Source organism: Curtobacterium sp. Csp2, assembly GCF_013347165.1.
On sequence record NZ_CP054593.1, the window covers coordinates 3,158,704 to 3,172,688 of the forward strand.

15 protein-coding genes are annotated in these 13,985 nt (G+C 72.9%); 8 read left to right on the forward strand and 7 right to left on the reverse strand.

What is annotated here, in order from left to right:
* Positions 1-115 precede the first annotated feature (115 nt).
* A complete protein-coding gene (locus HUN59_RS15305; RefSeq protein ID WP_058742848.1) occupies positions 116-592 on the reverse strand; it encodes a MarR family winged helix-turn-helix transcriptional regulator in 477 nt (158 codons plus the stop codon).
* Between the two features lie 97 nt (positions 593-689).
* Between HUN59_RS15305 and HUN59_RS15310 the strand changes: the two genes are divergently transcribed.
* Both HUN59_RS15310 and HUN59_RS15315 read left to right on the forward strand, forming a co-directional pair.
* Positions 690-2,876: an MDR family MFS transporter gene (locus tag HUN59_RS15310; protein WP_174779524.1), complete on the forward strand. Its 2,187-nt coding sequence runs from the start codon at positions 690-692 to the stop codon at positions 2,874-2,876.
* Positions 2,877-2,953: 77 nt separating this feature from the next.
* A complete protein-coding gene (locus HUN59_RS15315; RefSeq protein WP_174778847.1) occupies positions 2,954-3,544 on the forward strand; it encodes a TetR/AcrR family transcriptional regulator in 591 nt (196 codons plus the stop codon).
* Between the two features lie 321 nt (positions 3,545-3,865).
* Here the strand turns inward: HUN59_RS15315 and HUN59_RS15320 are convergent, their stop codons facing one another.
* On the reverse strand, positions 3,866-4,624 hold the full coding sequence (locus HUN59_RS15320) for an SDR family NAD(P)-dependent oxidoreductase (protein ID WP_144802691.1): 759 nt from the start codon (positions 4,622-4,624) through the stop codon (positions 3,866-3,868).
* 91 nt (positions 4,625-4,715) lie between these two features.
* Between HUN59_RS15320 and HUN59_RS15325 the strand changes: the two genes are divergently transcribed.
* Both HUN59_RS15325 and HUN59_RS15330 read left to right on the forward strand, forming a co-directional pair.
* Complete coding sequence (locus HUN59_RS15325) at positions 4,716-5,279, forward strand: TetR family transcriptional regulator (RefSeq protein WP_144802694.1); 564 nt, start codon at positions 4,716-4,718, stop codon at positions 5,277-5,279.
* A 38-nt stretch (positions 5,280-5,317) separates the two neighbouring features.
* Positions 5,318-5,755 carry a VOC family protein gene (locus tag HUN59_RS15330; RefSeq protein WP_174778848.1) on the forward strand — a complete coding sequence of 146 codons (438 nt, stop codon included), beginning with the start codon at positions 5,318-5,320 and terminating at the stop codon, positions 5,753-5,755.
* On the opposite strand, the gene HUN59_RS15335 is transcribed toward HUN59_RS15330, so the two are convergent.
* Positions 5,752-6,021, reverse strand: coding sequence for a hypothetical protein (locus HUN59_RS15335; protein ID WP_058741162.1), 270 nt, complete (start codon positions 6,019-6,021; stop codon positions 5,752-5,754). The genes HUN59_RS15330 and HUN59_RS15335 overlap by 4 nt on opposite strands.
* A 65-nt stretch (positions 6,022-6,086) precedes the next feature.
* Between HUN59_RS15335 and HUN59_RS15340 the strand changes: the two genes are divergently transcribed.
* Together HUN59_RS15340 and HUN59_RS15345 are read left to right on the forward strand one after the other, a co-directional pair.
* Complete coding sequence (locus tag HUN59_RS15340; RefSeq protein ID WP_174778849.1) at positions 6,087-6,392, forward strand: hypothetical protein; 306 nt, start codon at positions 6,087-6,089, stop codon at positions 6,390-6,392.
* A gap of 42 nt (positions 6,393-6,434) precedes the next feature.
* Complete coding sequence (locus HUN59_RS15345) at positions 6,435-7,313, forward strand: DUF808 domain-containing protein (RefSeq protein ID WP_144802703.1); 879 nt, start codon at positions 6,435-6,437, stop codon at positions 7,311-7,313.
* 142 nt (positions 7,314-7,455) lie between these two features.
* On the opposite strand, the gene HUN59_RS15350 is transcribed toward HUN59_RS15345, so the two are convergent.
* The 3 genes from HUN59_RS15350 to mtnN all read right to left on the reverse strand — a co-directional run bounded on the left by HUN59_RS15350 (position 7,456) and on the right by mtnN (position 10,842).
* Positions 7,456-7,680 (reverse strand): hypothetical protein, encoded by a 225-nt coding sequence (locus tag HUN59_RS15350; RefSeq protein ID WP_174778850.1) that lies wholly within the window; start codon positions 7,678-7,680, stop codon positions 7,456-7,458.
* A gap of 133 nt (positions 7,681-7,813) precedes the next feature.
* Positions 7,814-9,763 carry a potassium transporter Kup gene (locus HUN59_RS15355; RefSeq protein WP_174778851.1) on the reverse strand — a complete coding sequence of 650 codons (1,950 nt, stop codon included), beginning with the start codon at positions 9,761-9,763 and terminating at the stop codon, positions 7,814-7,816.
* Positions 9,764-10,131: 368 nt separating this feature from the next.
* On the reverse strand, positions 10,132-10,842 hold the full coding sequence (mtnN, locus tag HUN59_RS15360; protein ID WP_174778852.1) for a 5'-methylthioadenosine/S-adenosylhomocysteine nucleosidase: 711 nt from the start codon (positions 10,840-10,842) through the stop codon (positions 10,132-10,134).
* 41 nt (positions 10,843-10,883) lie between these two features.
* On the opposite strand from mtnN, the gene HUN59_RS15365 reads away from it, so the two are divergent.
* The gene (locus HUN59_RS15365; protein ID WP_174778853.1) at positions 10,884-12,470 is read left to right on the forward strand and encodes a sensor histidine kinase; all 1,587 of its coding nucleotides are present in this window, start codon (positions 10,884-10,886) and stop codon (positions 12,468-12,470) included.
* Positions 12,467-13,153, forward strand: a complete 687-nt coding sequence (locus tag HUN59_RS15370; protein WP_174778854.1) for a hypothetical protein — start codon at positions 12,467-12,469, stop codon at positions 13,151-13,153. The genes HUN59_RS15365 and HUN59_RS15370 overlap by 4 nt, the downstream gene beginning before the upstream one ends.
* Before the next feature lie 36 nt (positions 13,154-13,189).
* On the opposite strand, the gene HUN59_RS15375 is transcribed toward HUN59_RS15370, so the two are convergent.
* Complete coding sequence (locus tag HUN59_RS15375; protein WP_174778855.1) at positions 13,190-13,870, reverse strand: hypothetical protein; 681 nt, start codon at positions 13,868-13,870, stop codon at positions 13,190-13,192.
* Positions 13,871-13,985: the final 115 nt, after the last annotated feature.

Consider the following 13,985-nt stretch of genomic DNA (forward strand, 5'->3'; position numbering starts at 1 on the left):
CCCCCCGGGGGGCGGCCCGCGGGGGGGGGGGCGGCCCCGCGTGGGGGGCGCGGGCGGGCCCCGCCACGAGCCTCCAGTCCGTCCCCCGGTCGCGTCCGCGACGCGGGCCGCGTGGTCAGGCCGCGTCGTCGCGGTCCGGCGCGCCGATGCCGAGCACCGTGTCCGCACGGTCGTTGAGGCGGGCCAGCAGCCCGGCCAGGGTGTGCAGCTCGTCGGTCGCGAACGCCTGCGTGAGCTCGTCGACGGCTTCGGCACCGGCGACGTCGAGCCGGTCGAGCAGACGTCGCCCGGCGTCGGCGACCGCCACCAGGCTCGCGCGTCCGTCCGCGGGGTCGGGCGAGGTGTCGAGGTACCCGGCCTCGACCAGCGACGCGACCCGGCGACTGACGACCGGGCGGGACAGCCCGGTCGCGTCGGCGATCGCCATGGAGCGGACGGCACCGAAGTGGTCGACGGCCCGCAGGATCACGCGCGCCGTCGGGTCGAGCCCGCCGCGCGACTCGATGAGCGACGAGCGGAGCGCCTGGCGGACCCAGAGCCGATCGAGCTGCGCGTGCAGGAGCCGCTCGGCGGCGGCGCGGTCCTCGGTCACGCGGCCAGGGTACCGGCGCCGAATTAGTTGCTTGCTGGAAGCAATGGATGTATCGTTGCGCGGTCTGCAAAGTTACACAGCCAGAAAAAGGAGTTCGATGACCGCCACCGCACCCGTCCCGGTGCAGCACGGCCGCCACGCGGCCGAGGCGCCCGCGGCGACCGGCGCGCCCGCGCCCGGCACGCCCGGCCAGCAGCCGCTCATGACGCACCGCCAGATCCTCCTCGTGATCTACGGCCTGATGGCGGGCATGTTCCTGTCGTCCCTCGGCCAGACGGTGTTCGGCACGGCCATCCGCACCATCGGTGACGACCTGCACGGGCTCGACCAGCAGGCGTGGGTCACGACCGCGTACCTGATCACGTCGACCATCGCGACGCCGATCTACGGCAAGCTCTCCGACATCTTCGGCCGCCGACCCCTGTACATCTTCGGCATCGTGGTGTTCATCCTCGGCGCCGTGCTCTCGTCGATGTCCACGTCGATGCTCATGCTCGCCGCGTTCCGTGCGGTGCAGGGCATCGGCGCCGGCGCCCTGATGTCGCTGCCGCTCGCGATCATGGGCGACATCCTCGCCCCGCGCGAGCGCGCCAAGTACCAGGGCTACTTCCTGGCCGTGTTCGGCATCTCGTCCGTGATCGGCCCGCTCATCGGCGGCCTGCTCGCCGGCTCCTCCGAGATCCTGTGGATCACCGGCTGGCGCTGGGTGCTCCTCATCAACGTCCCGATCGGTGTCGCCGCGCTCATCATGGTGATCGTCTTCCTGCACCTGCCGAAGGTGCACGGCAAGGGCGACAAGCCGAAGGTCGACTGGTGGGGCGCCACGGCGGTGATCGTCACGCTCGTGCCGCTGCTGCTCGTCGCCGAACAGGGACGCACCTGGGGCTGGGGCTCCCCCGCCGCGATCGCGAGCTACGTCATCGGCGCGCTCGGTCTCGTCGCGCTGCTGCTCGTCGAGTCGAAGATGGGCGACGCGGCGATCATCCCGCTCAAGCTCTTCCGGTCCGGCACCTTCTCGATGGCCACGGTCATCGGGTTCCTGGTCGGCTTCGCGATGTTCGGCGCCATGCTGACCATCCCGCTCTACCTGCAGATCGTCGTCGGCCTCACCCCGACCGAGTCCGGCTTCGCGACGCTGCCCCTGGTCGGCGGGCTCATGATCGCGTCGATCACCTCCGGCCAGATCGTCGCCCGAGTCGGTCGCTACCGGATCTTCCCAGTCATCGGCACGTTCCTGGTGTCCGCCGGCTACGTCGTCCTGACCTTCATGACGATCGACAAGCCGCTCTGGTTCCTGATGATCGGCATGTTCCTCATCGGCCTCGGGCTCGGCTCGGTCATGCAGTCGCTGACCCTGGCGTCCCAGGGCTCGGTCGAGGCCCGGGACATGGGCGTCGCGACCTCGTCGGCGACCTTCTTCCGGCAGATCGGCGGCACGCTCGGCACCGCCGTGCTCCTGTCGATCCTGTTCTCGGTGATGCCGTCGAACATCCTCACCGCGACCGCGAACCAGGCCGACCTGAAGCCAGCGCTCTCCGCCGCGCTCGACCCGTCCGTGGCGGGCAAGGCCGAGAACCAGGGCGCGATCGACAAGATCTGGGCCCCGATCACCACGCCGCTCACGAAGACCGTGCAGTCGCAGCTCGACGACGCAACCGCACAGGCGAAGCAGGCCGCCGACGCGCAGGTCGTGTCGAAGGTCAGCGCCGCCGTCCAGGTCCAGGTCGACGCCGGGGCGCTGCCCGAGGCCGCCGCCCAGACCGTGATCGACCAGCAGGTCGCCGACGCCAGCCCCGCGGCCGAGGCCGCCGCGCTCGACGCCGTGGCGACGAAGGCCCACGCGAGTGTCCAGGACGGCACGGTGACCGTCGACTGGTCTGACGCCTCACAGCGGTCGTACTGGGTCGACGAGCTGACGCCGAAGCTGGCGGAGGAGATCCAGGACGGCAGCGGCACCGACTCGAACGCCACGAGCACGAACGACACCTCGTTCCTGACCGGTGCCGACAGCCGGCTGACCCGGCCGTTCATGGCGGGGTTCAACGCCTCGTCCGTGACGATCTACTGGGTCGGGCTCGGGGGGATCCTGCTCGCGTTCGTCCTGACCTGGTTCTTCCGGGTGCCGCCGCTCCGCCAGCGTTCGGCGCTGCAGGAGCAGCACGACCAGGCGAACGGTGCCGGCGACCGCGCTGACGAGCTGGAGGTGCAGGCCGGTCTCGCCGCCGCCGAGGCCGGGTCCTTCACCGGGCCGATGACCGGCTCCACGCCGACCCAGCGTCGGTGACCACGCGGCCGGTCCGGGTGCACCGCGCACCGGGACCGGCCGCTCCCGTCCCACCCACCCTCCACCCAGGAGTGCACGTGACCACCACAGCAGCACCGGACCCGGCCACCGCGCCGTGCACGTTGCGCGAGCGGAAGAAGCAGCAGACCCGGCAGGCGCTCCACGACGCCGCGCTCACGCTCGTGTCCGAGCACGGTCTCGACGGCGTCACCGTCGAGCAGATCTGCGCCGACGCCGACGTCTCCCCGCGGACCTTCTTCAACTACTTCACGTCGAAGGCGCACGCCGCGCTCGGCCTCGACACCGTGGAGGTCCCCGCGTCGGCCGCCTCCCGCTTCGCCGAGGCCGACGGACGCCTGGTCGACGACCTCTGCACGCTCATCGCCTCGACCGTCCCGCTGTCGCCCGACCGTCGGCGCATGAAGGAGCTGCTCGTCCTCCGGCCCGAGATGGCCTCGATGGTGATGCGGTGGATGGCCGAGTCGCGGCAGTCGCTCCTCGCCACCGTCGGTGTCCGGACCGACGAGCAGACGGCACGGACGGCGGTCGGGCTCGTGATGTCCGCGCTGTCCGAGGTCGCACACCGGGACACCGTGGGCGACAGCGACGAGCTCGACGCGCGGCTCCGGGTCGTCGTGGCGGAGATGGGCGCGCTGGCTTCGGCGTAGGGCGCGATCGGACCCGGTCCCGGTCCCGCTGGCTCGGCCGGTGCCGCTGGCTCGGAGAGACGCCCCCGTGTGGCCGAGACGCCTTCGTCCCCGGGGCCGTCTCGACGGGGCCGGGGCGTCTCGACGGGGCCGGGGCGTCTCGAGGCAGGCGGGCGTCTCGGCGGGGTCACGCGAGCAGCGTGCGGGTTGCCGTAACGCAGCCGTCGGTGCCGGCGGGACCGCCCTATGCTCGGTCCCGCCGACCCCGGTCGGCGGGAACCCGTGTCGGCGGCGCCAACGTCGTCGTCGTCGACACCGGGGGTCCCCGCTCGGCGCACCGGGTCAGACGACCGACCACCCGCCGTCGGACGGCAGCACGACGCCGTTGACGTTCGCGGAGTCGTCGCTCAGCAGCCAGGTGATGGCCGCCGCGAGCTGCTCGGGCTGCGCGACCGGCGGGATGGCCACCTGCATGATCGGTCCGACCCGACCGGCCGCGTACTCGCTCCGCATCGGCGCCTCGATGTTCGTCGCGACCGCACCGGGCGCGACCGCGTTCGCGCGGATGCCCTGCGGGCCGTGGAAGAACGCCACGCTCTTCGTGAAGCCGGCGACCGCGTGCTTGGACGCCGTGTAGGCAGCCCCGGCGGCGGAGGCCCGGAGCGCCGCCTCGGACGCGACGTTCACGACCGCACCGCGACCGGCCCCGATCATCACGGGCAGGACGGCCCGGGTCAGCCGCATCGGACCGGTGACGTTGACGCTGAACACGCGGTCCCAGGTGGCGTCGTCGACCTCGTCCGGCGGCAGGAACGCGTCCATGATCCCGGCGACGTTCGCGAGTCCGTCGATGCGCTGGCCCGCGGCGGCGAGCAGGGCGTCGATCGTGGCCGGGTCGGCGACGTCGCCGACGACGGTCTCGACGGCGAGCCCCGGGAGGTCGTCCCGGAGCGCGTCCAGTCGCTCGGGCACGACGTCGGTCGCGACGACGCGGCCGCCCTCGTGCGCGATGCGCGTCGCCGTGGCGCGTCCGATGCCGGACCCCGCTCCCGTGACGATGATGGTCTTGCCGGCGAACCGTCCGGCGGTGGTGTCGCTCATGTCGTCTCCTCGTCGAGGTGCGCGGTGCGCGAGCTGCGCAGGTGCGCGGTGTCCACCACCCAGTTGTAGCACTCAGTGCCGAAAGGATGCCATGGGAGCCGTCGGACGCCCGCGCACGATCGATCCGGATGCGGTGTCGCTCGTCGCGCTCCGGATGTTCGACGACCAGGGCTTCGACGCCGTCTCGATGGACGAGGTCGCGGCGGCCGCCGGGGTCAGCCGTCGTTCGTTGTTCCGCCTGTTCCCGAGCAAGGCCGCGCTCGTCTGGGGCGGCCTCGACGAGTTCGCCGACCGCTTCACCGCGGCGCTGCGGGAACGCCCGGCGGACGAGACGTCCGCGGACGCCCTGCGTGCCGCCTACCGGATCGGCGCGACCTTCCCGGACGACGTCGTCGAGACGACGCGGCACCGACTCCGGGTGATCCGCGCGGAGCCGTCGCTCGGTCTGGTCGGCGCGGAGACGATCGCCACCCTGACGAGGACCGTGGTCCGGTTCGTCGCGGAGCGGGACGGGCGGTCGCACACCGACCTCGAGGTGGTCGTCCGGGCGAACGTCCTGGTCGCCGCCGCGAGCGCCGCGCTCACGTGGTGGGCGGTCGACGGCGACGGACGCCCTGAGGACGCCGTCGACCGCGCCCTCTCGATGCTCGCCTGAGGCTCGCGGTCCCCGACGACCGGGCGTAGCGTCGGCGCATGGACGTCAGCGGACCGGCACCGTACTTCCTGCTCCCCGGGACGGCACGGGTGGCGCTCACCCGGTGGCAGCGGGTCTTCGGCGGCGAGCTCCGGATCGCCACCTACGCCGACTTCTCCCGGGACGACGGTCCGGCCGACGCCGTGGCGCACGGCGAGCTCGTCGGTGGTCTCCGGCTGTTCGCGGCGGACGCCGGCCCCGACGACGAGTCCTTCGCGGCGTCGGGCCTGCTCTTCTCCCTGCTCGGCGCGGCGAAACCCGAGGTCCTGCGGCGGTGGTTCGGGGACCTGGCCACCGACGGGACCGTGGTCGACCCGCTGCAGCAACGACCGTGGGACGACTGGGACGGCACCGTCCGGGACGCCTTCGGGGTCACGTGGCTGATCGGTTTCGAGGCGTCCGCAGCGGCGACCGGCCCGGCCCCGGCCGGCTCCTAGGCGGCGTCGGCGGGCAGCAGCGGGGCCCAGAACGCGTCCGGACCGTCGGCGACGACCGCGTCCCGCTCGAACCGGAAGCCGTACTCGCGCACGAAGTCGAGGGCCGCGGCCTGCTCGTCCTCGGCGTCGTCCTGCGCCGCGTCGAACAGGTACACGCCGTGCCCCATCGCGACCCCCGCGTCGCTGATGACGGAGAGGTCCCAGCGACCGGGTTCGGCGCGCTCGATCCGGACGACGGCGGCCTGTGCAGCGGAGAAGTCAGCCATGTCGCGAGCATACGGACGCCGATCCTGCGGCCGTTCAGGACCGCGGCACCCCGTAGCCTGAGCGCATGGACGCCCCGCAGCCGTCCGGCACGACGAGGCGCCGGATCACGCTCACCATCGACCGGCCCTGGTGCACCTGGGGCGCCCGCCCGACGGTGACGATCGACGGCGTCGGGCACCCCGCGCAGTGGGGCACCGGTACGTGGGCCGTCGCCGAGTCCGGCGACACCGAGGTGGGCGTCTACCTGTACAACCGGGCCTGGCGGTTCGGCGCCGCACGGGCCACCGTCCGCACGGCGCAGACGTTGCGCTACCGCGGCGGCGCCCTGCCCCTCGGACCCGGGACGATCACGGCGCGGACGACGGCCTGACGCAGGCGGAGCCCCAGGTACCGTCCCAGTAGTCTGAGGATCATGTCAGTCGGGTTGCTCGCCGTGGTGGACGACATCCTCTCGGCGGCCCTCAAGGCCAGCGCGAAGACCGCCGGCGTGGTGATCGACGACGCCGCGGTGACCCCGCAGTACGTGCAGGGCCTCGAGCCCGCGCGCGAGCTGCCGGTGGTCGGGCGCATCGCCCTGGGCAGCTTGTTCAACAAGTTCGTCATCATCATCCCCCTGGCCCTGCTGCTGTCGGCCTTCGCGCCGTGGGTGCTCCCGTGGCTCCTCGTGATCGGCGGGACGTACCTGTGCTTCGAGGGCGCCGAGAAGGTCACCGAGTGGTTCGGGGTGCACCACGCGGCGCACGGCGACGAGCAGCCGACGACCGAGCCGAAGCTCGTCTTCGGCGCGATCCGCACGGACCTCATCCTGAGCACCGAGATCATGCTCATCGCGCTCGCGAGCCTGGACACGAGCCTCGGGTTCTGGCCGACCGTCGGGGCCCTCGCGCTCATCGGCGCCGGCATGACCGCGCTCGTCTACGGCGCGGTGGCGCTCCTGGTCAAGGTCGACGACATCGGCCTGCAGATGATGAAGCAAGAGTCGCGCCGCACCCGACGTGCGGGCGCCCGGATCGTCGCCGCGATGCCGACGGTGTTCCGCGTGATCAGCATCGTCGGGACCGTGGCGATGCTCTGGGTCGGCGGGCACCTGGTGATCGCGAACCTCGCCGAGACGTTCTGGTCCGGGCCGTACGACCTGCTGCACCTGGTCGAACACGCGGTGGAGGCCGCCGGCCCGGTCGTCACCTGGATCGTCGACACGGCCGTGTCCGCCGTCTTCGGGCTCGTGCTCGGCATGGTCGTCGTGGGCGTCGTGCTCGGCGTCGGTCGGCTGCGCCGCCGCTCGCACTGACGGCGGCGGCGACCTCACGCGCTCAGCGACACCTCACGGCCCCGGGTGCGCGTGAAGTGTCGCTGAGCACGTGGACTCGCGCGCGCCGCACGACATACGCCGCGCGCCGCACGACATACGCCGCGCGCCGCACGCACGCGCCTCAGCGCCCGCCGTCGCCCGGCGACGCCGTCGACCACTGGTGCCAGGCCTCGAGCTGCGCCTGCGCGCTGCCGAGCGAACTGTGCGACCCGCGGACGGAGTTGTCGGCCGAGGCCAGTTCGTACTGCCGCTCGAGCACGATGGTCCCGAGGACGGTCTCGCCGTCGAGCGCGGACCACGCCGTCGCGGAGTCCTGTCGCCAGGTGAGGGGGTGCACGTGTGCCATCGGGGGCAGCTTCCGCTCGGTGCCGCAGGAGCCCGGATGGCGGAACGACTGCCCGGACGCTACGCCGTCCGCCTGGACGGTGCCCAGCATCGGAGCAACGAGCAGCACCGCGGCACGCAGCCCACGGCCGCGGTCAGATCTCGACGTCGCTGCCCATCGTCACCGTGCGCTGCGCCGGCAGGCCGAACCGTGCGGCGGGGTCGGCGGCGTTGTGCGCGAGCCCCACGAACAGCTTCTTCCGCCACCGCGCCATGCCCCGGTTGCCCGGCTGCGGCCGGAGCGCGCCGCGGGAGATGAAGTACGACGCGTGCTGCATCTCGTCCGGGTCGATGTCCAGCACCTCGGCCAGGCACGCGGCGTGCAGGGCACGGGGCAGGTCCTGGTCGTCGGAGAACCCGAACTTCACGGTGATGTGGTCGATCCCGTCGTCCTCGTAGCCCAGGTCGTCGCGGAAGAACGCCTTGGCGTGCGGGACGTGCGGCACGTTGGCGGTGAGCACGGACACGATGAGCACGGTCCGGTGCATGACGTGGTTGTGCTCGACGTTCGCCCGGAGCGCGAGCGGGGTGGTCTCCTTGTTCGGGTGCGGGAAGATCGCGATCCCCTCGACCCGTGGGATGTGCTTCGTGTTGACGCGCTCGATGAACTCGGCGAGGGATCCCTCGCGCTCCTTGCGTTCCTCCTGCACGAGCTGCCGACCCCGGCGCCACGTCGTCATGAGCGTGATGACGGCCAGGGCGATGAGGAGCGGGACCCACCCGCCGTGCAGGATCTTCGACAGGTTGCCAGCGAGGAAGGTCAGCTCGAGACCACCGAAGACGACCGCGGCGAGCACGAGCTTCCAGGTCTTCCACTGCCAGAGCGGCTTCACGACGAGCAGGAGCAGCAGGGTGTCCACGACGAGCGCGCCGGTGACGGACACCCCGTACGCGGTCGCGAGGCTCGCGGACGACCGGAACGCCAGCATGATCGCCATCACGCCGATGAACAGCAGCAGGTTCACGGCGGGCAGGTAGATCTGGCCGCCTTCCTCGCGCGAGGTCTGCCGGATCGTCAGCGGCGGCAGCAGCCCGAGCTGCACGGCCTGCCGCGTCAGCGAGAACGCCCCGCTGATCACCGCCTGGCTCGCGATCACCGTGGCCGCGGTGGCGAGCACCACGACGGGGAGCCGCAGACCGTCGGGGAACAGCAGGAAGAACGGGTCCTTCGCCGCCGAGGGGTCCTCGAGCACGAGCGACGCCTGCCCGAGGTAGTTGAGCACGAGTGCCGGGAACACCACGAAGAACCACGCGCGCAGGATCGCGGGACGCCCGAAGTGCCCCATGTCGGCGTACAGCGCCTCGGCCCCCGTGATGACGAGGACGACCGCCCCCATCGCGACGAACGTGATGTACGGGTGCGCGACGAGGAACGCGATCGCCCAGGTCGGCGAGAGCCCCTGCAGGACGCCCGGGTGCGCGATGATGTGCGGCACGCCGGCGACCGCGATCACGACGAACCACAGGAGCATCACGGGACCGAACAGGTTGCCGACCTTGCCCGTGCCGAACCGCTGGACGAAGAACAGCAGCACGAGGATCACCGCGGCGATCGGGACGATCAGGTGCTCGACCGACGGGGCCGCGGTGGACAGGCCCTCGACCGCGGAGAGCACCGAGACCGCCGGTGTGATCACCGAGTCGCCGTAGAACAGCGAGACGCCGATGATCCCGATCACCAGGAAGATCGTCGCCCCGCCGCGACGCTCGGCGTACAGCCGCCGTGCGAGGGCGGCGAGCGCCATCACCCCGCCCTCGCCGTTGTTGTCGGCCCGCATGAGCACGAGCACGTACTTGATCGACACGACGACCGTGACGCTCCAGAACATGATCGAGATGACGCCGTAGACGTCCTCCTGCGTCGCCTTGACGATGCCGCCGTCGATCGTGAAGACGGTGCGCAGCGCGTAGAGCGGGCTGGTGCCGATGTCGCCGAAGACGACGCCGAGCGCCGCCAGTGCCAGCGCGACGACGCCCTTGCCGGGGACGTGGCCGTCGTCGGCCACGGTGTCCGTGGTGGGCGACGGTGAGCGGGTCTCGGTCACGCGCGTCTCTTCCGTCAGGGTCGTCCGGGCGACGACCGCGGATCATCATCGCACCGACGGGCGGCTCCGGTTCGCAGGCGACCTCCACCTGTGGACAGCCGTGCGGAGACCGGCCTGCCGTTCGCTGTACCCCGACACCTCGACGCGTACAGGAACGGCGTCCTACCGTCGGCGACGAACAGAGCGCGGACACGCGCGGGAGGAGCACACCATGAACCTCGACGGCTTCGAACCGGCCCAGCTGATCGTCTTCGTCATCGCGGTGGTGCTGGTCTTCGGCGGACTCATCGCGAGCAGGCGCCGCCGCTGACGCGGCACCCCCACGGGCCTGGAGGCACGGGGCCCGGTCCGGCGCGGACGTCGGCCCGTCAGGCGGTCAGGTCGGTGACGACGTCGTGCGCGACGCGCGCGGCACGCGCGGACGCGTCGTCGAGGTGCTCCTTGAACTCGTCGCCGTCCGGCGCGCAGAGGTCGCTGATCCCGCGGATCGACACGAACGGCATGTCGTGCACGTGGGCGAACTGGGCGATCGCCGCGGACTCCATGTCGACGGCCGCGACCTCGGGGAACGCCTCGCGCAGGACGCGTGCCCGCCCCTCGGTCACGAACACCTCGCTCGAGCCGATCGTGGCCGATCGCACCCGGTACGGGGTCTCGGCCGCAGCGGCGACGGCGGCCATCCGTGCGTCCGGCGCGTACCCAGGCGGCATGCCCGGCACCTGGCCGAGTGCGTACCCGAAGGCGGTCGCGTCCGCGTTCACGTTCACGTAGTGGTCGCCGACCACGACGTCGCCGATGGCGATCCCGCGCATCAGCCCACCGGCGGTGCCGACGCTGATCACGGGCACGGCGCCGAAGTCGTGGAAGCAGTGGGCGACGGCGGCGGTGGCGTTCGTGAACCCGATGCCGCTGCGGCGGAGCGCGACCGTCCGACCGCCGACGTCGAGCAGGTGGTGCTCGTCGTGTCCGCCCACGGGACCGTCCTGCAGGACCACACCGCCGAACAGGTCGGCGACGGCGGCGAGCTCCTCGCTCATGGCCGCGATGACGACGGCGACGGGTCGGGACTCCTGGTGCACCGGACGATCCTCCCACGCCGTGCGCGTGCCAGCATGTCCGCATGGGGATGCGCACGGACCGGGACGAGCGGGCTGGCCTGCGGGCGTTCCGCAACCAGCTCGCCGTGGTGGCCGGGATCATGCCGGTCGTCGCCTTCGTGCTGGTCGTCGACCGCGAGTCGGTCGGCGTGCTCGCCGCCGTGGGGACCGCGCTGCCACTGGCTGCCCTCGCGGTCACGGCGGCGGTGCCCGCGACGGTCGACCCGCGGTGGTTCGCGGTGGTGCTCGCGGTCGACGTCGCCGCGATCGCCCTGATCCGCGGGGACGTGCCGTCCATCGGCGTCAGCGCACTGTTCACGCTCCCCGCGCTCTGGGCGGGCTACGCGTTCGGCTTCCCCGGCGCAGCGACGACCACGGCGTTCGCGGTCGGCCTGCTCTGGGTGGGCGCACCGGGCGAGTGGGCGGCGATCGACTCCGGTGACACCGCCCGCCTGGTGTCGCTGCCGCTCGTGATCGCGGCGGTCAGCGGCACGGCGGCCGCCCTCGCCCGACGGGGACGCGCGCGCCAGGAGCTCCTGCACGACCAAGCTGCGGTGCTGCGGCGACGGCTCGGCGAGGTCACCGCGCGCGAGGAACTCGTCCGCGCGGTGCTCGACTCGGTGGACTTCGACGTGCTCGCCTTCGACGCGGACGGGAACACCACGATCACGAACGCGGGGCGGAGCGGCGCGGCCGCCCGGGACCTCGCCGCCCGCCCCACGGCGGACGGGGTCGGGTCGCTCGTGCGGCGGACCCTGGACGGCGCCGAGCTCGAGGAGGAGCTCGTGCCGGTCCGGCGCGAGGACGGTCGGGCCAGGACGTACACGGTCAGCACGCGCCTGCTGCCCGACGAGGGCGGCGGGGGCGGCGTCCTCGTGGCGAGGGACGTCACCGCCGAGCGGAGCGCCCTGCAGGCCCGGGACGACCTGGTCGCCTCGGTGTCGCACGAGCTCCGCACACCGACCACGGCGGTCCTCGGCTCCGTGGAGCTCGCGCGCGAGGTGGAGGGCCTGCCCGCGGACGCCGAGCGCCTGCTCGACGTGGCCTCCCGCAACGCCGAACGACTCGTCGAGCTCGTCGGCGGCATCCTCGACGCGGCCCGGGAGGAACGCGTCGACCTCGTGCTCGCACCGTGCGACCTGCTCGAGGTCGTCGACGCCGCGGTCGAGGCCGCCGAGCCCGCCGCCCGCGCCGCCGGGGTGACGCTCCGGACGAGCGCGGCGGCGTCCCCGGTGACGGTGGTCGCCGACGCCTTCCGCATCCGGCAGGTCGTCGACAACCTGGTGAGCAACGCCGTCAAGTACAACCACGACGGCGGCTGGGTCGAGATCGGGGCGCACGCGGTCGGCGACCTCGTGTGGCTCATCGTGCGCGACGACGGGATCGGCATCGCGGACGCCGACCAGGACCGGCTGTTCGAGCGGTTCTTCCGTGCCGAGAGCGTCCGGAGCACCGGCATCCACGGCACCGGGCTCGGCCTCGCCATCTGCCGGCAGATCGCCCGGCGGCACGGCGGGGACCTCACGGTGCTCAGCGTGCTCGGCGAGGGCACCACCGCGACGATGACGATCCCGGCAGCGGGACCCGACCGGACGGAGGCCCTGGCGTGAACCCCTACCTGCTCTGGACCGCGGTCGGCAGCGGCCTCGTCCTGCTCGCCACCGCGCTGGTGAGCCGTCGTTCGGGCGCCCGACGGCCGGACGTCCCCCGGAGTGCCCTCGACGCGGCGGTCGGCATCGTCGGGGCGTTCCTCGTCTGCATCGCCGCGGCGCTCTTCGCCGGACCCGCCACCCGTGTGTTGGTGGTCTGGCTCGTCGTGCTGCTCACGGTCGGGCTCGTCTGCACGGTGCTCCGCGTCCGCCCGGGGATGGCGGCGGCCGCGGGCGACGGCGTCCCGCAGCGGGCCGAGGCGCTCCCGGCGGCGCTGCGGATGCTCGACCGCGCCGACTACCACCAGGTGTCGGTCGTCCGCCTCGCGGTGACCGTCGGCGAGGCCGCGCAGCTCGGGACCGCGTTCGGCTCCGAGACGGTCGACGCCGCTCGTGCTGCCCTCGCCCGGGCACTCCGGGGCGTCGTCCCGCCGGACGCCCCCCTGTGGACCGAGCAGCACGACCGGGTCGTCGCGCTCGTCCGGCAGGAGGAGTGCGACCTGACGGCCTGGCGCGCCGAGGTCGAGACGGCCCTCGTGGCGGTGTCACCGGACCGCGTCCCGACCGTTCCGACGGCGACCTGGCGCACGACCTCGACCGACGACCTCGGCTACCGGCTCGACGACCTCGAGCGGGAAGACTGACAGCCGACGCCCCGCGACCGCCCGACCTCCGTGCGGTCAGCCCGCCGGGGCGAGGTCGATCGACAGCGTGTCGGTCGCGGTCTGCTGTGCCGTCGCGCCGCCGCTCCCCGCCGTGGTCTCGGTGAACACGAGCGTCACGATCGCCCGGAGCCGCGCGGCCTCGGCGGGCGCCGCCCCGAGCACGAAGGTCCCGGACCACGACTGCGGTGCGGCGACCGCGAAGCCCTGTCCGTCCGCCTGCTCGGCGGGCGAGCCGTCCGACGCGACGTCGGCGCCCGACCCCGTCCGGTACGACACGGCGACGGCGGCCCGCACGAGCCGGACCTCGGCGTCGCCGCCGGACCGGGTCGTCACGGACATCGACAGGGGCTTGTCCGCTCCCGGGGTCCACTCGTCCATCGGCAGGGTCGACCAGTAACGGACGTCCACCGTCAGGTCGCCGGCCTGCAGGGTCCGGCTCGCCGCCCCGGAGGCCAGGTCCCCGCCGACGGCGGACGGCGTCGCGGGCGGCGTGCGCGACGGCGCCCCGGACCCCGACGCGGACGGTGCCCCCGATGCCGACGCGGACGCCGATGCCGCGACCTCCCACGGCGGCGTCCCGCACCCGGCGAGCACGAGCACCGCACCGACCGCGAGCGCCGACACGGCCGCAGCCCGCGCCACGACGGAACGCCCCATCGTCGGCCGCCGCACGTCCGACCCCCGCCGAACCGTCATCGTCGCCCCCGCTCCTGCGTCCAGAGCAGATCTTGAGGATCCGCTGCGCCATGGTAGCGCCGGCGCAGAGCGGCAGCCCGGAGACTCGGTGCAACCGCATCGACCCGAACGATCA

Excerpts from the sequence above, each read along its gene's own strand:
- HUN59_RS15340 (WP_174778849.1), top strand. The coding sequence starts at position 6,087 with ATGGACGCCCCGCAGCCGTCCGGCACGACGAGGCGCCGGATCACGCTC.
- HUN59_RS15310 (WP_174779524.1), top strand. The coding sequence starts at position 690 with ATGACCGCCACCGCACCCGTCCCGGTGCAGCACGGCCGCCACGCGGCC.
- HUN59_RS15320 (WP_144802691.1), bottom strand. The coding sequence starts at position 4,624 with ATGAGCGACACCACCGCCGGACGGTTCGCCGGCAAGACCATCATCGTC.
- HUN59_RS15375 (WP_174778855.1), bottom strand. The coding sequence starts at position 13,870 with ATGACGGTTCGGCGGGGGTCGGACGTGCGGCGGCCGACGATGGGGCGT.
- HUN59_RS15325 (WP_144802694.1), top strand. The coding sequence starts at position 4,716 with ATGGGAGCCGTCGGACGCCCGCGCACGATCGATCCGGATGCGGTGTCG.
- HUN59_RS15345 (WP_144802703.1), top strand. The coding sequence starts at position 6,435 with ATGTCAGTCGGGTTGCTCGCCGTGGTGGACGACATCCTCTCGGCGGCC.
- HUN59_RS15335 (WP_058741162.1), bottom strand. The coding sequence starts at position 6,021 with ATGGCTGACTTCTCCGCTGCACAGGCCGCCGTCGTCCGGATCGAGCGC.
- HUN59_RS15350 (WP_174778850.1), bottom strand. The coding sequence starts at position 7,680 with ATGGCACACGTGCACCCCCTCACCTGGCGACAGGACTCCGCGACGGCG.
- HUN59_RS15365 (WP_174778853.1), top strand. The coding sequence starts at position 10,884 with ATGGGGATGCGCACGGACCGGGACGAGCGGGCTGGCCTGCGGGCGTTC.
- HUN59_RS15330 (WP_174778848.1), top strand. The coding sequence starts at position 5,318 with ATGGACGTCAGCGGACCGGCACCGTACTTCCTGCTCCCCGGGACGGCA.